Here is a 21106-nt window from a genome sequence, read left to right as displayed (position 1 = left end):
TTTGATCTCCTGGCTTGAAATTGAACAGTTTGCCGACAGGACTTTCCGCTTATAGCGTTTGCTTGAAAAAATCGATGGTACGCTGCCACGCCAATTCCGCCGCCGCTTTGTCATAACGCGGCGTGGTATCGTTATGGAAGCCATGATTGGCATTCGGGTACATGTACATGGTGTATTCCTTGTTGTTTTCCTTCAGCGCCTTTTCATACTCGGGCCACCCCTTATTTACCCCCGTATCCAGCGCGGCATAGTGCAACACAATCGGGGCTGTTATATTGTGTACTTCCTCTGTAGGCGGCTGGCCGCCATAAAAGGGTACTGCCGCCGCAAGGGTAGGGATACGCACAGCCATCATATTGGAAATCCACCCGCCGAAACAGAAGCCAACCACACCCACTTTGCCGGTATTATATTCATGCTGGCTCAGGTATTCAAATCCAGCAATAAAATCTTCCAGCATCTCATTTCTATCCCGTTTGCTCTGTAGGGCGCGTCCATCATCGTCATTACCGGGGTAACCCCCCAACGGGCTTAACGCATCGGGAGCCAGACTGATGAAGCCTTCAAGGGCAGCTCTTCTCGCTACATCTTCAATGTGCGGATTTAATCCACGGTTTTCATGTACCACAACCACACCGCCCCGTTTTTTCTGGTTGTCTTTAGGCATGGTTAACAGCGCCCTGATAGTGCCGCCGCCTTTGGGTGATGGATAACTGACATAACTTGACGTGATTCTTGGATCATCAGCCTTTACCTGTATGGCCCCGACATAATCCGGCATCAGGAAACTCATCAGCGCGCTCACGGTGAGGCCGCCAACTGCATAAATGGAAAGTTTCTGCATGAAATCACGGCGGTTGATGCGATTATGCGCGTAATCATCATACAGATCAAAAACTTCCTGCTTAATGTCTTCCTTATTCAACTTGAGCATAGCGTTATCTTTTGGTCCACAAAACAATTAATACTAAATTAAGTAAATGCCGGTTCATTTTCAGTACGTTCCGGATAAGTCGCTTAAAAATTACAAAATTGTCCGTCGCCTTTTTGGGTTTTATTTTCTCTTTTTGGGTAATTACCTTCCCGATGCAATGGACGGCAGCTGAAGAAACAAATCGAATTAACGCTAATATCATCGTTTGTAAAAGCCGTTTTAACATTGTTTTCTAAAATTGGGCAAGCGGTATTTTTGGTATACTTTTGGTTTACCCCAGGATATATTAATTAGTTTACATCACATTTTATCATATGAAGAACCTATTTCTTACCCTTTGTTTAGCCGCATCAGTTACAGGTGTGGCCAATGCGCAACGAATTAATCTGGGGAAAGCTGCCGGTGCGGCATCCAAAAGCGTATCGGCGTTGACTTTCAGTAATGAAGATGCTGTCCGGCTATCAAAAGAGGCCGTTGAATGGATGGATCAAAATAACACCATCGCAGCGGCGGACGATCCGTATGCAGTAAGGCTGGAACGGCTCTTCGGCACCCATAAATCGCAGGACGGTTTAGCCCTGAACTATAAGGTATACCTTGTTACGGATATTAATGCATTCGCCTGCGCAGATGGCAGTGTACGGGTGTTTTCCTCGTTAATGGACCTGATGACCGACGAAGAACTGCTGTCAATCATCGGCCACGAAATCGGTCATGTTAAAAACGAGGATACCAAGGACGCCATGAAGAGCGCTTACATGCGGGCCGCTGCGATGGATGCCGCATCATCTACCTCGAATACCGTACAGGCGCTTTCCGAGAGCCAATTGGGTGAGCTGGCCAATGCGATGCTGGATGCTTCCCATAGCAGAAAGCAGGAATCGGATGCCGATGAATATGCCTATAATTTCATGAAACAGCACGGCTATAATGTGGTCGGGGCCTATTCAGCCTTTAAAAAACTGGCACTATTAGCAGGTAATTCCAGCGTTTCCGGATTCGAAAAAATGTTAAGCTCGCACCCCGACAGCGAAAAACGGGCGGAGGCAGTGAAGGCCAAGGCGCAACAGGATGGCTTATGGCAGGATCCGGGAACCGTTGAACTTCCGTCGACGCCGCTGCCTCAGTGATGTAGTGTCATCTCAATCCAAATGACAGGGGGTTCTTAATCGGTTACAATACCCCCCTAATAGTAGGGGGGTAAAAAGTCCGAATTATCGGTATTGCCTGGCGGTCTTTGCTGCGATAACTTTGTGGATAAACAAATTTCAATGTTATGCAAAAATTACATACAAAGACACCGATGCTAAGCGTATTGCTTTTACTCGTTACAGGCGTATTAATTACCGGATGCAGTAAAGACGATGATCAGCCGGGAGAAGTTGATGTTGCGGCGGTTATGGCCGGAACATATAAGGGAACACTGACCATCGGAGCCGAGGAATATTTCGGTGCAGAACTGAGCGCTACGGCCGCAGGCGGCAATAAGATAAAATTCTCACCTAAATCGGGAGAAGCTTATTCCCATGCGACCCCAACCACCATGGCCATGCAGGCACCAAGCGGGAATCCCCGGGATGGTTTGATCGCCCAGGGCCCCGAAGGTTCCGCCGCCTTCCAGGCTGCAGAAAAGAATCTGATTGTTGTTACGCAAAAAATGGCTGAAGAGGACGTGTCCTTCACATTTGAAGGAACAAAACAGTAGTCAGCCACCTCATAAATTGCGGATTTAGCTAAACGTGACTAGCTAAATCCGCTTTTTTTTGCGCATTTCCACGATCAATGCTTTCATAACATAATGCCATAAGAAAGCCCCGAAACGGGGAGGATCGGGGCTTTAACTAACCAATTATAAACCTAAATTATGAAAAGACAATTTTATACTTTGTTTATAGCTATAACGGATAATGATCGCACAAATTGTAAAGCCTATTGTCAAAAATTTGTTAAACTAACCTAACGGTTATACGGACGCTATACGTAAGCACCCTATCGGGATCATGTTAATCCGGATTCGTTTGATTTTCAGAAAACAGGAAAAGGGACAATCCCGATAGCGCCAGCAGAAAGTATAAGAAAAAATCGGTATCATTGTCGGGCTTTCAGACAGCTAAAACCAAAATAAACGACATGACCAATACAAAACGCCTATTCCCTGCCCTCTTTTTTCTTTGCTTTCTGGGGATATCCTGCAACGCGCCCGGTAAAAAAAACAATAATACCACGATACATCCACCCTGTTGTGAAGACAGTATTCCAACGTATACGGCACAGCGGATAAAACAAGCGCCGGTTATCGACGGTAAGCTGGATGAAGCCGTTTGGGAAAATGCTCCCCGTTCCTCCCGCTTTGTCGATCTGATCCACGGAACGGAGACGTATATGGATACCCGGGCCGCTGTGCTATGGGACGACGATTACCTTTATGTAGGGTACTGGCTGGAGGAACCCAATGTGACTGCGACCCTTACAGAAAGAGATGCGCCCATTTATCAGGATAATGATGCGGAGCTGTTTATAGCCGGTGCCGATGGCTATTATGAATTCGAGATCAATTCGTTTGGAACCATCTACGAGGTGTTGTTTTTTTGGCAGGAAGAATTTGAGAAAAAAGGCTACGGCCAGTTAGCCGAACTGGATACCACCCGTGAAGGCGTCAGGCCATTTAATGGGGTAGGGTACAAGAATCATCCGCGGGGCAAACGCATCGGCTTCTGGAACTGGGACTTTCCGGGATTGCAGTCTGCCGTACACATCAACGGCACCATCAACAAGCCCGATGATACCGATAAAGGCTGGACGGTAGAGTTGGCACTGCCCTGGAAAGGCCTTGAATTGCTGGCCAAAGGTGATGGACGGGCGCTACCGCCAAAGGATGGTGATGTATGGCGGATGGATTTTTCGAGATTCAATACCCATAAAAAAGATACGACGGATTCAGGCGGCTGGGCATGGAGTTCACATGGCGTGTGGGATTCCCACGTGCCCGAATGTTTTACCTATATCACGTTTTCCAATCAGGTTATCGAATAGCCTCCAGCTTACCGAACAGGGATAAACGGGTTATCTATTCCGAAGGTGTTTCCGGTGCGGTAGGCAGTGCCCCCACGGCTAAGGTTTATCTCTTCCGACGAACCGGCCCTTACCGAGCAGAAAGTCGATGGCTTTTGCCACATTCCGATCGATACTGCTTTCCGTTTTTAAAAATGAGATATACCGGATAATCTCTTTTTGCAGATAAGGTGGCAAGCCGTCAAAAATCCGCTGGGCCTCGGGGTGACCAGCCAGGGCATGCATCAACTTCGGATGTGGTAAAACATTCCTGTCCAGCGGATCGTGGCTGATGGTGATGGTAATGGTCTCGCCAATCCTTTTTGGCGAGTCCTTTAGCATGACCATGTTAATATAAAGCCGCCATTCCCCCTGATACTTAACCAATGTCTGGGTATATGGCTTTTTATTTATCGTTCCGCATACCGGAATAGGCCCCCTGTCTTTACCTGCCTGTTCAAATAATTGATCCAGCACATACGGAGGGACAAATACAAACGGATTGATTCCGATAATTTCGATGACTGCTTTAAAGGTGTCCGTTCTATCCATCTTATTCCATTTTGCAGCCGTTTTACTCAAAGATCAGGGGCTTTTCTACCTGTTCAAAGACAAACCCGGTGTCATCAAAATACAGGGTGCCCGGGGCATAATGCGGAATCCCCATGTAACTGGTTTCGGCGCCACCGCCTAAAAGCAATTGATTATCCCGCTGCAAGAGCGCGAATGCTACCCGCTTTTTGTGCCGGTGCTGGTAGGGAGTATAGCTGAATGTTCCGACTAACGTATCGGTTCGGATTTCCCCCATGATATCCCCCACAACGGGCACTTCCCACCCCTTGACCAATCCATATTTACCGTAGAAATCGCCTCCCCCGATATGAATTGAGAGGTAGGCCGTATCCCTATTATGAATGGCCCGATAATAAGTGAATTCATTTTTTTTCTGCCCGCCACTGCAACCAGCCACGCAGCACACGGCGAACAGGAAATACCATCGGATGTTGTTTAGTTTAACCACGGGTGTTCATTTGCTGGGGACTAAGTTACTGGACCGGATCGAGGAAATCAAAAATGACAAGGACAATTGATTGCTATTAATTTGAAAGAAAAGCCCCGAAACGGGGAGAATCGGGGCTTTAACTAACCAAATATAAACCTAAATTATGAAAAGACAATACGACACTTTTTGTCACATAGCATCCGGTATCGTGGCCGATGATCTTGGCGCTTTACCCTTACGGTTGCTATTGTATATGATGTAAACGTAATATAACCGCCAATTGCTACACACGAATCCCGGAAAACGGCTATTGCAAAGCATTTAGTTGGATTGTACCTTTGAAAGGTGGGAATTCGCATTATTTACCGGTTTAGTTACCTCGTCTGTATCGTTATCCTGGCCGGTGCGTGTGGATACCACTCCGGAAAAGTGGAACCCTCGTTCTATTACTGGAAAACGGTTTACCAACCCGATAGCATCGAAAAGAATGCCGTAAAAAGCATGGACGCGAACCGGCTGTTTATCCGCATGATGGACATCGATACCCAGGGGCCCAATGGCGAGGCCATCCCGGTGTCCGCTATCACCTTTCCGGGTCCGCTCCCGGATACTGTAGCAGTTGTCCCCGTTGTTTATATCGTGAACCAGGTGCTGTATGATCTTTCCGAAACTGAACGGGATAGCCTCGCTGCACGGATATACCGGTTTGTAAAAGGCAAAGTACGGCAGGCTGGCAAGCAGGATTTTACCGAACTCCAGCTAGACTGTGATTGGACTGCCACGACGCGTGACACCTATTTTGATCTCTTAGCGGCACTGCGTGAACAGGTCGGCGATACCGTCCGGTTAACGGCAACACTGCGACTGCACCAGGTACGCAATAGGCGCAGCAGTGGTATTCCGCCGGTAGACCGTGTCTTACTCATGTGTTACAATATGGGAAACCTCCGTCAGTCAGGTGAACATAATTCCATTCTCGACCTGCACGAGATGGAGACTTACCTGAAGGAATTCCTGCCGGATTACCCATTGCCCGTGGATATCGCACTTCCGTTGTTCAGCTGGTCGGTTGTATTCCGTGATGGGCAATATGCGGGAATCAGCAAACGGCTGGACCCACGGCTATTATCCGATACCGCCCGTTTTGCCCATCGTGAAGGTTCGGCGCTGTACAGGCTGAAGGTATCGTTGCCGGAAGCCGGGCTGCGTGCAGGCGATGTGGTCCGCCGTGAAGAAACACGATGGAAGGACCTCCGGTCGGCGGCCGATTTTCTGGCTGCCTATAAGCGAAGGGAAGACTTTACGTTACTGTTTTACCACCTGGACAGCCAGGTGCTTCAAGCATTTTCAAATGAACAACTCCAGGAAATCATTGATCGTTTTTAGTGCATTTGCGCTCGCGTATTTTGGTGAGATCGCAATAAATATTGCATGCGGACCTGAGCCGGACCCTTATGACTATTATGTGTCTTATTTTCATAATAATACACCGGGGGATGCGTATGTGCCCTTTTCTTTTACCGGGTTACGATTCTTATATGACGAGAACGAGCCGGAGTCTGAGTCCTTGATCAATAGCCGGGAATGGGCACGTTACCTGGGGAAGCAGGTTGCCGCAGCCGACGTTGAAGCCATCATGTACCGTACCGATGCAGCGACGGATTCGCTCATTGCCGGTTACCTCACTGGCGGTCCGTTGCCGCTGCCGGATAGCTTACAGCGCAATACTTACCTCCGTGCGCTGGTCGGGCATAAAGATGCCCGCGAATATTACCTGTTTGCTAAAGAAAGCGAACCCTATGCCGTGGTGTCGTACCAAAATTACTGGGACCCTGACCCCCGTGACACCATGGATACAGGCGAAATGGAAGCGCTGGCCGACCGTGCTGAAACGTGTGTGACGGCACTGAAACGGGATCGCTTTCTCCGGTTGCGCTATGCCTATCAGGCGGCCCGCATGTACCATTACGCGGGCGCTTACCAGCGCTGTGTGGAAATATATGACCAGTACATCGCCACTGCTCCCGGAAATTCTGCTGTAAAAGGATGGGCCCTTTCACTCAAAGCGGGTGCTGTCCGACGATTAGGCGATCCGGCGACTGCGGCGTACTTGTTTTCAAGGGTATTTACACGGAGTCCGGAACGGCGCGTGCAAGCCTACAAAAACTTCCATTATATTGACGTAACGCCCGACGAGGTGCTTGCACAGGCGGAATCTGATGACGAGCGCGCTGCCATAGCGGCGATCGAAGCCTTTACCAACGCCGACTTTGACATGCACGCGCTTGAGTCGGTGTACAGCTTAGCACCGCGTAGCCCGTTGGTAGGCGTGTTGCTCACCCGGGAAATCAATAAACTGGAAACCCTGCTCACCGAAACATCAGCTTACTACAACGGCGGTTGGTGGTCGGGCTACCGGGAACCCGATTCGGTCATTACACATGCCCGCGAGCATGCCGTCCGGCTTGCTGAATTTGCACAGCAGCTTGCGATGGAAAAGCAATATACGGATCCCGATTTGGGAACCATTGCCACGGCTTATATCTACTGGTTGCTGGGGGAGATGGAAAAGGCCACAGCGACACTTGCTACGGTAAAGCTGAATCGGTTATCCGAGCGATTGGCAGACCAGTACCGCATTATTGAACTGCTGGTGCAGGTACGTACGCTCGAAGTATCCAACGCGCTTGACGAGCAGGCAATGCTTCCCGCATTGCAATGGCTGGAACAAAAGCGGCAGCAGGAGCTGGCCGATGCCAGAGAACAATATGGTACATCATATGACTGGCTTGGAGCCAGCGAACTTCGCTTCAACCGAACGGCTACTAACCTGTACCAGTCGGTGCTGGCACCGCATTTCATGCGGCAGCGGGATACGGCCATGGCGGCCTTATTCATGTGGAACAGCGACTTTCCTTTGGCGACCGATAACACCGCTGACACTGCCGATTTATATACCCACATGTCGTGGTCAGCACAATCCTTCTGGCAGGAGCAATTGCAGCCGGCGGCATTGGAGCAACTTGCCAAATGGAGCAGGGAAGGGCTGGAACGGCCGTGGGCAGCGCTTTTTGAAGGGCGGCTGGGTGGACTGGATTCCGATGATTACTGGGACCTGTTGGGTACGGCTTATCTCCGTATGCACAACTATCCGGCAGCTTCCAAAGCATTCGACCACCTTTCGTCGGATTTCGAGCAAGAGCCACCTGTTAATTGGTACAGTGCGGAAGAAGATACCCTGTGGCCTGATCCATTCGTAACCACGATAAAGGACTATCCGAAAAAGTTTGGCAATACCGCCCTCTCCAAGACCGATTTCGCTAAAGCAATGGCTGAACTGCAGCTGCGTATTGAACAAGATCCTGTAAATGCTGCCGGATACTATTATCAGTTAGCCAACGGTGTATACCAAACCGGTGCATTTGGCAATTCCTGGCAACTGATCAGCTATACGTGGACTAGTGCCGATAATTACGTGAAAGGGGATTATTATTACGCCGGGGATTTCCATGAAGCGCGTCAGGCCGCTATCTGGTACGCTAAGGCCCGCGAGTTGAGTGACGACCGGGAGTTTCAGGCCAAATGTACCTTCATGCTGGCCAAATGTGAACAAAAACTGTATCAGTTTGACTCAATCAGCGATTATTATGAAAACGGGTATGTCTTTTCACAGCACCAGCCGGATCCCTATTGGCTGTTCAGCCAGCGTAACCGTTATTTCGGAGAGTTACGGGCCAAGTATCAGGATACCGAATTTGCCCGTGCAGCCATCGCGGAATGTACTTACCTCGCCGACTTTGTTATGTCCGATTTACCGTGAGCAGCGTGAGATAAAATAGGCCCTGCAAACATTTTTATAATTCGTCATTTTCATAGCCTCCTGTGCAGTCCATGCAGGCATTGCCATACGCATTGTATTCATCGTAGGCGGCTCCGGGCTTGCCGAATAACGTAATGATCCGGTCCACCCGGATCTTCTTTTCCGTATCCAGTCCGATGAATAACCCTTTGCCCTGTTCTTCTTTCATCCACAGCACACTACCTATCGCCTCACAGATTCCTTCTTCCCTGCAGAAAAAGAAAATTTTACCCCGCGTTTTCTTCGCTATTTCCGCTTCAATAACCTCCCGGTATTCCCATGCCACGGGGAGATAGGAAGTTTCCAGCGATGTGTTTTTTAAATTCATGGTCTATTTGTTTGCGTTTGCCTGTCATCATCTCTCATCGGCCCGGACCGCTATAAACAAAATTACACAAAATAATCGGCTGGACCGAAAATCGGCCCGGGAACCGCGGGTTGTCATCTGCAACCGGGGTAATCTGCTGGTCGGCCAAAATGCGTTGCAGCCCGGGCAATTATGGCGTATAATTTTTCCGCAGTATCCGCATCAGTTTTTTCACTACAGCGTTTCCGGCATTAAAGCCGTTGGTGCCGTTTGGACTGGCACGGAACTGGGGTGATTCCCAGAAAACCTGGTCCTCCTTATCAATCAGCTGTGCCACCAACGCATACGAAGTGCCGCCCCAGGATGTTGCTGTAATGCCCTTTGAAGCGGTAACATCAACCTGCAGCACAAAATCTGCCTCTGCTTTATCGGCGGTGACTTCCCAATACGACCAATCTTTCAGTTCATCAATCAGCCTATCGACCGTTTTGACAGCGCCCTCGCTTTTCGACACGCCCACCACAAACACCTTACGGCCTTTTTGCGTGAGTGTAGCTTGTTGTGAAAATCCGATTTGTACGGACAGCAGCATAAAAATGATCATGATTTTCTTCATAACGATGATCTTAATCTCCTGTTTTCGTTTTGATTCCTGTTTAACCCATGTAAAATTAAGTGATGCGGATTTACCGGACAATCCTCGAAAACAAGGAAAAACAATCGTTTGCAGTGCATACATATTTGGAAAGATTTCCCTTGTACAACTCGTTATCATTTCCTATATTGGCACTAGGTTTAGGTTTAAGTTCCCGATCCTCATGGGAACGCCATCTTCAAAGAAGATGTTATCCCGGCCATTCTTGTCCAAGAGTGGCCGGGTTTTTTTAATGTGGCCGGGTTTTTAAATAGGATACAATTTTAAAAAAAGCGTGATTGCTCCTGATTTTCTCCCTATTTTAGCCGTTAAGAACATTGGGAATCGTTATGTTACCGAATAAAATATAAGGATATGCGGCGTGGTTTATTAACTTTTGTATGTATGGCCCTGCTGGTTTGGGAGGCTGTTGCACAGGATCAGGCAGACCGGGCCAAGTATGAGCTGATCCGGGAAACGATTAATTTTCTGGCAACAGACAAGGCAGTTTCACAGGATACCAATTTCCGGATATCCTGCGAAACGTTGGATTACGATTGCTTCAGGCAGCAATTATCCAGTCAACCCATCGCCGGGATCGAGCGCTGGTACAACAGCTGGCGGTCCATGAAAGCTACTGACGAGGCGGGATTGACCGCGTTGCGGAATCAAATATCTGCAGATATCTTCGACCGGCCGGGGAAAGGCTATCGAAAGCAACTTGCCGGTTATGCAGCGTATGTTGCCCAAACCGATCACCTGATTCACCCGCCTGCGGATGAAACACCAATGGAAGTGGCCACCATGGATAGCATGGAAACGCTATCCGATAGTGCTGCCGGTGTGTATGCCGCCAACCCCGAACAACCCGATGAAGACAATAGTTCTGAAAAACAACATAGCATGATGGTATACCTCGCACTCGGCATCGGCCTTTTCGCATGTGTTCTGGCCGCCCTTCCCCTGTTTAGGAAAAAGGAGCCACAGCCTGATCTTGATGGATTACCTGAACGGCTGGATGAACTGGCATTACGTATGAAGCGCCTGGAACGGCACGCCACGGATGCGCAGGTTAATGATGCTATCGCCAGTTTGACAACCATTATGGAATCGGTGGAAAAACGGGTAGTGACATTGGAAAACCGTCGGGAGTCCGATCGGGATTAAGGTGTATGTAACGTGGCTTACCCTCGGCTGGGTTTGTGCACGTTGAGCATGTTAGCCGCTGGAGTACCGATCGTTCCCATCGGTAAGGCAATTTTTCACTAAATGGAGTTCAATTTCATCGTTATCACGCTGATTACCGGCGGGTTGGTTTTATTATCCTTCCTGAATTTAAGTAATGCCGTTCAGGTAAACCAGAGAGCCAATCGTTATTTCGGAATTTTTGTGCTGCTTTGGGCCACATTCTGGTTGGATGAAATGATCATTCCCAAATCAACGGAGAACACCAGCTACATCATTACGATCACCAGATTTATTCAATTTTTGACTCCGCCGACCTTTTATTTAAGTGTTGTTTTCTATACCAATCCAACTTACCGATACATCAAAAAAGACCTGGCTTATCTCTTCGTACCCCTGCTATTTCTGGTCCTTTTATTATCCCGGCCAGTGCTCGATGAAAATCGCTTCCACTTTGTATATATCATCCTGTTCCTCGGGCATGCACTAGGATACACCATAGCGGCCTATCTGAAAATTCAAAACCATCAGAAAAATATCGAGCAGTTTTCATCCACGAAAGAATCCATTGACCTGAATTGGATCAAATACATTATTTATGCGTTTATTGCCTCTTCGGTACTGATTATTTTTTACAACATCTTTACCATGGCGGCATCATTAAACAGCTATGTCAACCTGTTTTTCCTGGGGGTTATCTATTTTGTGGCCTTTCATGCAGTCCGGCAGCGGGAGATCTATCCAAGCGGACTGGAAGGCCTGGAAAACACGGTAAATACAATGCAGAATACCGACGATGTAAACCCACGGAACAAATTAATAACCGATGCGGATATGCAGCGTATAAAGGAACAATTACTGGCCCTGATGCAAGCTGAGCAGCCTTATATGGAAAGCGAGCTCAATCTGCTCCGCCTGGCCGAAAAACTGAACGTTTCAGGCCATCAGTTGTCTTATGTGATCAACAACGGGATCGGTGAAAATTTCTTCCTTTTTATAAATAAATACCGGGTTAAAAAAGCAGAAGAACTGCTGTTAAATCCGAAATACGATCACCTAACCATACTCGCAATCGGTTATGCATCGGGGTTCAATTCCAAAACCGCGTTTAATACCACATTCAAGAAAATGACTTCTTATACGCCTACCGAGTACCGTAAAATACGTTCCAATGGATAATGACGAACGTTTAACTTGTTTGTTATTAATCAATTGCTTCTAAATCCGATTTGTTGTTCGGGTAGATAAATCCGAACATTCCGGTACACCTTCCTTGCTAATTTTGCAGTGAAAATTCACGCAAATGGAAGAAACATATGCCGTTATCACGGGAGCCAGCCAGGGACTCGGAAAGTCGTTTGCTTACGAATTGGCCAGGCGGAAAATCAACTTGGTATTAATCAGCCTGCCGGACCAGCGACTGTCGGCCCTGTGTGCGGATTTGCAGGATCAGTTTGGCATCAAAGCCCATGCCTGTGAAACCGATTTAAGTAAAAAGGAAAGTATACTTTCCGTTGCCGAATGGATCAACAGCCAATTTGATGTCTGTATGCTGATCAATAATGCCGGTGTCGGCGGCACTAAAAAATTTGAAGACGCTTCCACCGGCTATATCGACACTATCATCCAGCTCAATGTGTTGGCAACCGCCCTGTTGACACACCAGCTGCTTCCGAATCTGCACAAGCGAACGAAAGCCTACATCCTGAATGTATCGAGTCTGGCTGCATTTTCACCCATTGGGTATAAAACGGTGTACCCCGCGTCCAAAGCGTTTGTTCATTCATTCTCCAGGGGTTTGTATCAGGAATTAAAAAACACCAACGTCTTTGTCAGCGTGGTAAATCCCGGGCCGATGAAAACCAATGAAGACAGTACCCGAAGGATCGAAGCACAGGGTTTTTTCGCCAGAATAACGTCATTAAACCCCGATAAGGTTGCGCAGTATTGTATCCGGCAACTGGAAAAAAGAGATTCGGTAATTATGGTAAATCATTTCAGCTGGTTATTCCTGAGCCTATTGCCCATCTGGGTAAAATTACCCATGCTGACCAACAAAATAAGAAAGGAACTCCATACGGAACAACAGGTAGGGTAAAATGAGCAGGCCAGCAGGATGAATGAATAGGGAGCAGTTTCAGTAGCCGATTTGTTTCTTTATCAATGTGATGGTATCTTAGCTACGGAAAAGCGCACCTAATTGCGATAGCAAATGAAAAAAGCCATCCAGTACCTGAGCATATTCCTGGCCGCCACCTGTTACGTAGGTCATTCATTCGGTCAGGCCATTGCACCCAACCCCGCACCGAAGTCAGACAAACCCGACTATTCGAATAATCAGGTTTTTACGGCTGAGGATATGTACGTGGAAACATTCCATGAATACCTGATATACAATAAAACGGTCGGCCCACGCTGGATAATTAACCGTTATGATGGCGTACTGGAATGTTACAATACCGACTTCCAAAAGCTGTGGTCGTTTACCCCAACCGATACCGAACGGTTGAACAACGGCCGGAACCAGTTTTATTATCAGGACGGGGTACTGTTCACCGCCTACATGACGGGCTACATTTATGCTATAAACGCGACTGACGGAAGCCTGTTCTGGGAGTCCAAAATCGGGTTGAACACCGGCGAACTGGTGTTAAGAGGACAGTCGCTGGTACCTTATCGGGATATGTTATTCCTGAGCAGCAATAACTCCAATATTTATGCTATAAGTGCCTCGGATGGGCAACTGCAGTGGAATTATAAGCTTGTTTATCCATATAATAACCTGCCGAACCTGGTTTTGAATGACACCTTATACCTGCAAAATGCGCCCTACGTATATAATTTTGTCGCGGCCAGCGGCCAGCCGCTTTACCAGCGCGGATTTCCCCGCGCGATGTACGGCAAACCGGTGACCGACGGTCATTTGGTCATCATTCCAAACGAGTCCAAAACCGTTTATGGGCTCGCTCCGGCGGACCTGGCTCCGGTTTGGGAGTTTGAGATCGGCGAAGATGAATACAACATCAACAAGAAAATTTTTACCGCCGGGGATAAGGTTTATTTTGCGACCGAGACCGATGGAAGCCATTCGGGCGTTTATTGCCTGGTAGCCGCGGACGGGCAGCTGCAATGGAAAGCGGCTGTTGAGGGTGATATCGAATTTATTGTACAGGACGGTGCACTTATCTATGGATATACTGCGGAAAATAAACTGTTTACATTGACCATGGATACTGGTGCGGTTGAACTGTCTCCGCTGGATTACCAGCCAGTTTCCAACCTGCAAATCGTTAACGGCGACGTGTATTATTATGCGAAGGAGGGGCTTGTCCGGTTTGGACGGTCCGATGGTGGGCAGCAGGTTGTCATCCCCTTTGATGGAAAAGATGCTGACGCGGCAGAGACACGCCTGGATTCACAAATACTGCTTACCACATCATCAAAAAATCCCGCATGATGATGTTAAACGAAGCGTTGTGAAAACCTTGCTGCTGTTGTCTGCTGCAACCGTTTTGTCATAGCCGCTTATTTATTTGCTGAATCTGATTCATTGGAAGAACAACATAAGCTAAAGGAAAAATAACATGCCCTGGGACCCTACTAAATACAATCAGTTTAAGGACATTCGCCTAAGGCCGTTTTTGGACCTGATGAGCTTAATTTCAGGGGCACAGCTGGGAAACGGTAACGGGGTGGACATCGGGTGCGGAACCGGAGAACAGTCGGCTATACTTGCAGATAAGTTTAAGACAGCTGATTTTCTCGGCATTGATTCTTCCGTAGAAATGCTCGCCGGATCGGGGCAGTTTACGAAGGAAAACCTGCGTTTTGAATTGACTGCCATGGAGCCGTTTATCCGCTCGTCAGCAGCCACGTGGGACTTAATTTTCAGCAATGCAGCCCTTCAATGGTCCGATGACCACCGGACATTGTTTCCGGAACTGATTGCCCAGCTGAATCCCGGCGGGCAGTTTGCCGTGCAGATGCCCTTTCAAACAGAAAATAGCTTAAACAGGATCCTGTTGGAAATGGCATCCGAAAAACCGTTTGCTGATTGGCTGGATGGTTTTGTCCAAAAGTCCCCGCTATTGCAATTGGATGAATACGCACAACTGATGTTCGATGGGGAGCTTACGGACTTGAATATTTCGCTGCGGGTCTATCCGATCATTGCAGCAAACGAAACGGATTTATATCAATTCATTTCCGGCTCTGCGCTTATTCCCTACATGGAACGGCTGGATGCGGATCAGCAAAAACGGTTCAGGTCGGCGTTTATAAAAAGAATACAAGCGCAATTTGTTTCCTTCCCTGCAATTTATGCGTTCAAAAGGCTATTATTGTACGGCGTGAAGCGCAGGCCCGGCGCCAGGCCAACCAGCTGATTGGCGCTGGCCGTGAATTTCCAGGTTACACAATATAAAAACAACGATTGAACGATGGTGGTCATAACTAATTTCGAAGAGTACAAATCATACGAAGGAAAGGTCGTTGGCCTTTCCGACTGGCACCGCATTGATCAGCAGCAAATCAACACGTTTGCCGATGCCACACTGGACCATCAGTGGATACATGTGGATAAGGAACGCGCAAAGAACGAAGGGCCATTTAAGTCCACAATTGCGCACGGCTACCTGACACTGGCGCTGATCCCCTACCTCTGGAAGCAAATTGCGGATATCAGGAACGTAAAAATGGAAATTAACTACGGCATAGAAAACCTGAAGTTCGGACAGCCCGTGCTGGTCGATAACGAGGTACAGCTACAGGCCAAGGTACAGTCAATCACCAACCTCCGGGGGACGGTGAAAGCCGTTATTCAGGCTACCTTATTGATCAGGGACAACGCCAAACCGGCTTACGTCGGCGATGTGGTGTTCCTTTATCATTTCAATTAAGTGCCACACGGAGATTGGTCATCCGCTGTCATTGACCTTTAGTATTTCAGTTGCTCGTTCACTTCGTATTTCATGCCCGGGTAGTCCAATATCCTGCGCATTAGTCCGATCTGGCCGCAGAGGTAGTCTTCCCGGCCGATACACATGCCGATAAAGTTGAGCAGCGTTTCCGGGAAAAAGGAGATATTCATGTGTAACGGTACCTCTTCTTTTAAGCGGGCGTCGGTGATCTTCAGCAGTGCGTCATATACAACCGGTGATATTTTATGGAAATTCGCTTTAAGTTCGCTTAGCGTGGGATACGTAACCTGCGTGTCCAATGCTTTGCCCTGGAAGAATAGTTCGTCGAAAGGATCCTTTTCGTTAATGCCCAACACCCCGGCCAGGCCATAGCGCGTGTTGACAAAATTACCCGCCATCCAGGCCACATGGTTGGTTCGGCCTTCAATTCTTTTTAGCGCATCTTCTTCCGATATACCATCCAACGCGTTCATAAAGATCTGTGTATGCATCCTGTAGGCGGGGATGATCATATTCAACTGTGCTGATAGTGACGTGTCCATGTTTTTTTAGTTAATGAATTAATCCTGTTATTTATACAGCCAAGTTAGCTGATATTCCCCGGATTAGCCGGTGACAAACGCGACAATCGAAAGGGGTAAACAGGACAGTTATACGTGGATCCGGCGTGTTGGTAATAATTTCGGGAAAAGGCTACCTTTACCCTGCACGGAAACCAGCCGGAAGGAACCGTACCACAAACAAGCTATCGGACGTGGTATTCCCAAGCGGTGCCGGCACTGTGCATGGCATTTACATAATGAAATCAGATTAGAAAATGAACTATTTAGTAAAGTCGGAAGAGATCGCCCTGTTTTTCCTGTGCGTTTTCTTATTCAGCCTGTTAAATCTTCCGTGGTGGTGGTTTATTGCGTTGCTGCTAGCACCCGACCTTGGTATGATAGGCTATGTTTTTGGTCCTAAAACCGGTGCATTTACCTACAATCTGCTGCATCATCGTTTGGTTGCGTCCGTGGTTGCCCTTTACGCACTGACCAGTGGAAATGTGTATTGGCAGTTGGCTGCCGTTATCTTGTTTGCACATATATCGCTTGACCGGGCTTTGGGGTACGGACTTAAATTCAGTGATTCGTTCACCAACACGCATCTCGGTAAAATAGGGAAAGAAAAAAACAGCTGATGCAGCGGTTCTGTAACTGTGTTATATTTTATGGCATTTAATGATATAGAAGGGGTAATTCTCGCTTATTGTGGTTACATCCATCAGTCCCACCGAAGCAAACTCCTTCCTGATTGTCGCCATGTCGTAGAAGAATAACCTTACGCCGCCGAACTGCTCAAACCTGTCTTTGCCTACCGGGGAGCCCTGTCCATAGGTCGGGGCCGCCTTTGTGATCGCCGTAAAACACATGTAACCTCCCGGTGCCAGTTGATGATAACAGTCCCGGATGAACTTCCCCCTTTCCTTTTTGTCCAACAAGTGAATTAACGCATGGCAGAATATCCCATCGTATTGGCTGTTGTCAAAAGGCATTTCCGTTACCGAGCCGTGGTAAATCACCAGGTCTGGCCCGTAGTGTTTTTTGGCCAGCCCAATCGCGGTTTTTGAAATTTCAATGCCCGTTACTTTCATTCCGCTGCCGCTGAATACCGCTGCGTTTCTGCCGTAACCAATGCCGGGAATGAGCACACTCGTTACGCCATGCTCCATAAATAGTTCCTTCACCCAGACAGCCGAATGCGCCGGCTCAAAACCCCACATCTCCTGCTTTTCGATAAAGTTGTCCTCCCAGAATTCTGCCATGTCAACTGTTTTATTTCAAAATTAACCATTTTTTCTGTTATTGATACATTGTTGCAATAATAATCGGTGTTTATGATCAATCACGGCCGTATTTATCAATTGATAGGTTGAGCATATCCATTAAAAAGCTATTCCATAAACAATAAAATGACGGGACGGAATGGGACTTTTGCCAATTTTCAGAACCTATAGGTAAGTGGTTTGGTAAAACAGGTACTACTTGAAGGGAGAACCAATCAGAAAAGAACACCAATTTTAATCCCGATAGACTATGAAACCTAACAAATGGAGACTGCTTTTATTATTGGCAGTCATGATGGGCTCCCTCCAGGCTGCCGCCCAGCAGCTGGATGTGAAGAGCATTAAGAAGCTCAGGCTAAGCATGATTCCCGTCGGCGGTCTGGAATGGCGGGGAGAGAAGACGCAGAACACGAACTGGAACAAAATTTCCCAATCTCCCGACGGCAGGATCTGGTTTGCCGGAGGAGACCACTGGGGAACCGATGAGGTAACCGGTACCTGGGACAAAGGCGACCGGTACGATCGGTTATGGGGATTCGGAAACACCGTATTATCAAGTTACGATCCCAAAACGGATCAGACAGCGGTAGCGGTTGAATTCGACCGGGCGAGCACTATTTTTTCAAACGCAGAAACCCCGGGGCACGGGAAGACCCATTCCGATATCATTACCGATTCGAAGGGCAGAATCTATTTTGCGGGGTATCTTGGAGGCTCCTATAATCACGAATATACCCGGGCCTATTACCCCAAAAGTTATGCGGGAGGGGCAATTATAAGGTATGACCCCACCAAAGATGAAGTGGTGAATTTCGGGGTCCCGTTTCCAAACGGTGGTATCGTCGCGTTGAAATACGATGAAAAACGGAATTTAATCAGCGGATTAACCGTGGACAGGGCTAAGTTCTGGTCCATTGACCTGACGACCATGGAATTGTTTCGCTATGAATCCATCGGTCGGATGAGCAGGGTGACCGACCGTGTCCGTGAGATGATCATGGACCGGGACGGCTATTGCTATTTTGCCAATGATGTCGGCGGTTTAACCCGGTTTGACCCGGACACACATGAGTTTACCGATATTGACATCAAACTCCCGGGTAAATTGGCGGATTTCCGGGCCAGTGTTGTTTCATCCAAAAACATTATTTACGCCATAACTACCGATGGTTTTGTCTGGAGTTATGATATTAAGCGTAACCAACTGGAGGAATATGGCCATATCCTTGGGATGCCCGAGCAGGGGCATTACACGCCAAATATTGCGCTGGACGAGGAATGGGGGAGGCTGTACTTTATTGCCGGTAATCATGGTGGCCCGATACTAAGGGAAGCACTGAATTTAATTACGGTGCTTGACCTGAATAAACGAAAGTTTCACTGGATGGGCCAGGTCGATGGGCTGGAAGGATGTTTCGGGGCATTAGTCGCAAATGACCATACCGTTTATTTCAGCAGTTTCGGCCACCTGTATGAAAACGGTAAACTGGAATTGGGCCGCGACGGTAAGCCGGCAACACGGCCATACCTCGTAAAATACGAACCACCTGCGGAGCTTGATTAACCGGGTATCCGCCCAAAGCGAATTTTCCTAATCATTATACCTGAAAATGAACTGATCATGATACCACAACACAAAAATATAGCCGCCTGGTCCATCCTGTTTTTACTCGTATTCGGATTAAACCCGGGCACGGTGTACAGCCAACGCGTGGGGGGCATCCCCGAGCAATCCATATCCAGGAGGCTGTTGGTCTCCAACGGTCCATCGGGACCCATAAAAGGGGGGGAGAGCGCGGTTACAGACCTGCTGCTGCTGGAGGATGGCTGGGTATACGGCAGCACCAAAGGTACCTGGGGAGGAGTTAAGTGCCACCTGTTCAGGACCGACAGCGAACAGGTGGAACATGTGCTGGACCTGACTTCCAAATTTCCCCAGCAAATCGCAATAACGGACATTGCTATCGGAAAAGGGAACGTAATAATCGGCTCAACGTCGTCGTCAAATGACGTATTCGATGACAGCGGGAACACGTATGAAGGCGGCCGGCTATTTTCGTTCAACCCCGCAAGCCGGCAACTCGATGATTACGGTATCATTGCCCCGGGACAGGGGATAAATTGCATTACCGTAGATACTGCCCGTGGGATTGTATATGGCGTGACTTACCCTGCGGGACATTTATTTTCCTATACCATCGGTACGGGAAACATCACGGATTTCGGTGAAGTAATGACGCCATGGCGGGTTAAAGATTTTGGCCAGGTATCGTGGCGCGGCGTACCTAAAGTCCTTTTCCTGGACGATGCAGGGACGCTCTATTACGCTACTTATCTGCGGGAAAATAAGGGAGCTGAAAACGGAACTGCAAACGAAACAGGCCAGCAAACCCGGTCTACATTGAAGGGCGGCCGTATCTATCGGCTTACGCCAGGCAGCGATACACCGGTTTTTACGGGAGCAGTCATTCCCACACAAACCGGCATGGATTCCGACCCGCTTTATGAAAACGGCATTGCATCCGTTATCCGGGCAAAGGACGGCGGATTCTGGTGCGGAACGATTAACGATGGCTTTCTTTTTAAGTTTTATCCATCCACGTCGACGGTGGTAAACAAAGGAAAGGCATTCCAGTACTGGAACCTGAAATCATTGGCTTATGGAGGAGACGATAACCTTTACATGCTCGGCGGCAGGGATGAAGATAATTCATGGCTGATTAATTACAACCCCATGATGGGGTCGATCAATACGATCGGATGGCCGGAAAACACCGCCCAGGTGGGGGTGATCTGTGCCGATAAAGCGGGCAGGATCCTGATGGCCGAAAATCAACGCCATTCTTTCATATGGGTATATGAAGATTCAAAATAGGGCATAAGCTGTACAGGGCCGGCTATGGGTGTCTGCATCGACCTATTCAGGTTGGATGCAGCGTGCACACGCGCCCTTGATGACCACATTGGCCGAGTCGGCACGGAATCGGTCAGGCAGCGAAAACGCGGGAATTTTATAGGACGGTAAACAGAACGTCTCGCCACAGACATTGCAATGAAAATGCACGTGCAGGTCGTTTGCGATATCGCAATTGCACCCATCGGGGCACAGGGCGTACTTCGGTGCGCCCGTTCCGTCGTCTATGCTGTGTACGAGGCCCTTTTCTTCAAACGTTTTAAGCGCCCGGTACAGCGTGATCCGATCGGATTTCCCGAAGGATTTTTCGAGTTCCGAAAGGCTGATGGCCGATTCCTGCCAGGATAATGTTTCCAGTACCAGCAGCCGCATGGCGGTGGGCCGGATCTGTTTTGCAGTCAGTTTTTCTTCAAAGGTGTTTGACATTGCCTGTATTATTATAAACCGTTTTCCAATAGCGAATAGTTCAAATCCT

General features: G+C 48.2%; 22 protein-coding genes. 14 read left to right on the top strand and 8 right to left on the bottom strand.

Annotated elements, in window-relative coordinates; all coding sequences use genetic code 11:
* Nucleotides 1–49: 49 nt before the first annotated feature.
* Nucleotides 50–934: a dienelactone hydrolase family protein gene (locus tag NEV57_RS04560; protein ID WP_257657117.1), complete on the bottom strand. Its 885-nt coding sequence runs from the start codon at nt 932–934 to the stop codon at nt 50–52.
* Nucleotides 935–1248: 314 nt separating this feature from the next.
* Here NEV57_RS04560 and NEV57_RS04555 point away from each other — a divergent pair, with 314 nt between their 5' ends.
* The 3 genes from NEV57_RS04555 to NEV57_RS04545 all read left to right on the top strand — a co-directional run bounded on the left by NEV57_RS04555 (nt 1249) and on the right by NEV57_RS04545 (nt 3967).
* Nucleotides 1249–2064, top strand: coding sequence for a M48 family metallopeptidase (locus NEV57_RS04555; RefSeq protein WP_257657116.1), 816 nt, complete (start codon nt 1249–1251; stop codon nt 2062–2064).
* A gap of 146 nt (nt 2065–2210) precedes the next feature.
* Complete coding sequence (locus tag NEV57_RS04550; RefSeq protein ID WP_257657115.1) at nt 2211–2639, top strand: hypothetical protein; 429 nt, start codon at nt 2211–2213, stop codon at nt 2637–2639.
* Nucleotides 2640–3064: 425 nt separating this feature from the next.
* The gene (locus NEV57_RS04545; protein ID WP_257657114.1) at nt 3065–3967 is read left to right on the top strand and encodes a carbohydrate-binding family 9-like protein; all 903 of its coding nucleotides are present in this window, start codon (nt 3065–3067) and stop codon (nt 3965–3967) included.
* Nucleotides 3968–4045: 78 nt separating this feature from the next.
* On the opposite strand, the gene NEV57_RS04540 is transcribed toward NEV57_RS04545, so the two are convergent.
* Both NEV57_RS04540 and NEV57_RS04535 read right to left on the bottom strand, forming a co-directional pair.
* Nucleotides 4046–4537: a YdeI/OmpD-associated family protein gene (locus NEV57_RS04540; protein ID WP_257657113.1), complete on the bottom strand. Its 492-nt coding sequence runs from the start codon at nt 4535–4537 to the stop codon at nt 4046–4048.
* 22 nt (nt 4538–4559) lie between these two features.
* The gene (locus NEV57_RS04535) at nt 4560–5006 is read right to left on the bottom strand and encodes a hypothetical protein (protein WP_257657112.1); all 447 of its coding nucleotides are present in this window, start codon (nt 5004–5006) and stop codon (nt 4560–4562) included.
* 327 nt (nt 5007–5333) lie between these two features.
* On the opposite strand from NEV57_RS04535, the gene NEV57_RS04530 reads away from it, so the two are divergent.
* Together NEV57_RS04530 and NEV57_RS04525 are read left to right on the top strand one after the other, a co-directional pair.
* Nucleotides 5334–6374, top strand: coding sequence for a hypothetical protein (locus tag NEV57_RS04530; RefSeq protein WP_257657111.1), 1041 nt, complete (start codon nt 5334–5336; stop codon nt 6372–6374).
* The gene (locus tag NEV57_RS04525) at nt 6340–8808 is read left to right on the top strand and encodes a hypothetical protein (protein WP_257657110.1); all 2469 of its coding nucleotides are present in this window, start codon (nt 6340–6342) and stop codon (nt 8806–8808) included. Before NEV57_RS04530 ends, NEV57_RS04525 begins: the two co-directional genes overlap by 35 nt.
* A gap of 34 nt (nt 8809–8842) precedes the next feature.
* Here NEV57_RS04525 and NEV57_RS04520 read toward each other — a convergent pair whose 3' ends face one another.
* On the bottom strand, nt 8843–9175 hold the full coding sequence (locus tag NEV57_RS04520; RefSeq protein WP_257657109.1) for a hypothetical protein: 333 nt from the start codon (nt 9173–9175) through the stop codon (nt 8843–8845).
* A gap of 169 nt (nt 9176–9344) precedes the next feature.
* On the bottom strand, nt 9345–9770 hold the full coding sequence (locus NEV57_RS04515; RefSeq protein ID WP_257657108.1) for a hypothetical protein: 426 nt from the start codon (nt 9768–9770) through the stop codon (nt 9345–9347).
* Nucleotides 9771–10193: 423 nt separating this feature from the next.
* Here NEV57_RS04515 and NEV57_RS04510 point away from each other — a divergent pair, with 423 nt between their 5' ends.
* The 6 genes from NEV57_RS04510 to NEV57_RS04485 all read left to right on the top strand — a co-directional run bounded on the left by NEV57_RS04510 (nt 10194) and on the right by NEV57_RS04485 (nt 15871).
* A complete protein-coding gene (locus tag NEV57_RS04510; RefSeq protein ID WP_257657107.1) occupies nt 10194–10955 on the top strand; it encodes a hypothetical protein in 762 nt (253 codons plus the stop codon).
* 102 nt (nt 10956–11057) lie between these two features.
* A complete protein-coding gene (locus NEV57_RS04505; protein WP_257657106.1) occupies nt 11058–12152 on the top strand; it encodes a helix-turn-helix domain-containing protein in 1095 nt (364 codons plus the stop codon).
* Nucleotides 12153–12276: 124 nt separating this feature from the next.
* A complete protein-coding gene (locus NEV57_RS04500) occupies nt 12277–13071 on the top strand; it encodes an SDR family NAD(P)-dependent oxidoreductase (RefSeq protein WP_257657105.1) in 795 nt (264 codons plus the stop codon).
* A 114-nt stretch (nt 13072–13185) separates the two neighbouring features.
* Nucleotides 13186–14430, top strand: coding sequence for an outer membrane protein assembly factor BamB family protein (locus tag NEV57_RS04495; RefSeq protein WP_257657104.1), 1245 nt, complete (start codon nt 13186–13188; stop codon nt 14428–14430).
* 127 nt (nt 14431–14557) lie between these two features.
* Complete coding sequence (locus NEV57_RS04490) at nt 14558–15358, top strand: methyltransferase domain-containing protein (RefSeq protein ID WP_257657103.1); 801 nt, start codon at nt 14558–14560, stop codon at nt 15356–15358.
* Between the two features lie 54 nt (nt 15359–15412).
* Nucleotides 15413–15871 (top strand): MaoC family dehydratase, encoded by a 459-nt coding sequence (locus tag NEV57_RS04485; RefSeq protein ID WP_257657102.1) that lies wholly within the window; start codon nt 15413–15415, stop codon nt 15869–15871.
* 38 nt (nt 15872–15909) lie between these two features.
* Here NEV57_RS04485 and NEV57_RS04480 read toward each other — a convergent pair whose 3' ends face one another.
* Nucleotides 15910–16434, bottom strand: a complete 525-nt coding sequence (locus NEV57_RS04480) for a DinB family protein (protein ID WP_257657101.1) — start codon at nt 16432–16434, stop codon at nt 15910–15912.
* A gap of 275 nt (nt 16435–16709) precedes the next feature.
* Between NEV57_RS04480 and NEV57_RS04475 the strand changes: the two genes are divergently transcribed.
* Nucleotides 16710–17072, top strand: a complete 363-nt coding sequence (locus NEV57_RS04475; protein ID WP_257657100.1) for a DUF4260 domain-containing protein — start codon at nt 16710–16712, stop codon at nt 17070–17072.
* A gap of 21 nt (nt 17073–17093) precedes the next feature.
* On the opposite strand, the gene NEV57_RS04470 is transcribed toward NEV57_RS04475, so the two are convergent.
* Nucleotides 17094–17696, bottom strand: a complete 603-nt coding sequence (locus tag NEV57_RS04470; RefSeq protein WP_257657099.1) for a class I SAM-dependent methyltransferase — start codon at nt 17694–17696, stop codon at nt 17094–17096.
* Nucleotides 17697–17967: 271 nt separating this feature from the next.
* Between NEV57_RS04470 and NEV57_RS04465 the strand changes: the two genes are divergently transcribed.
* Nucleotides 17968–19281, top strand: a complete 1314-nt coding sequence (locus NEV57_RS04465) for a ligand-binding sensor domain-containing protein (protein ID WP_257657098.1) — start codon at nt 17968–17970, stop codon at nt 19279–19281.
* Between the two features lie 57 nt (nt 19282–19338).
* Nucleotides 19339–20592: a hypothetical protein gene (locus tag NEV57_RS04460; RefSeq protein WP_257657097.1), complete on the top strand. Its 1254-nt coding sequence runs from the start codon at nt 19339–19341 to the stop codon at nt 20590–20592.
* Between the two features lie 42 nt (nt 20593–20634).
* On the opposite strand, the gene NEV57_RS04455 is transcribed toward NEV57_RS04460, so the two are convergent.
* The gene (locus NEV57_RS04455; protein WP_257657096.1) at nt 20635–21057 is read right to left on the bottom strand and encodes a Fur family transcriptional regulator; all 423 of its coding nucleotides are present in this window, start codon (nt 21055–21057) and stop codon (nt 20635–20637) included.
* Between the last annotated feature and the right edge of the window lie 49 nt (nt 21058–21106).

Origin of the sequence: Parapedobacter lycopersici (genome assembly GCF_024643285.1) — a bacterium.
GTDB classification, from domain to species: domain Bacteria; phylum Bacteroidota; class Bacteroidia; order Sphingobacteriales; family Sphingobacteriaceae; genus Parapedobacter; species Parapedobacter lycopersici.
Note: the sequence above shows the minus strand (reverse complement) of the source record. Positions and strands in the feature narration are given on the sequence as shown.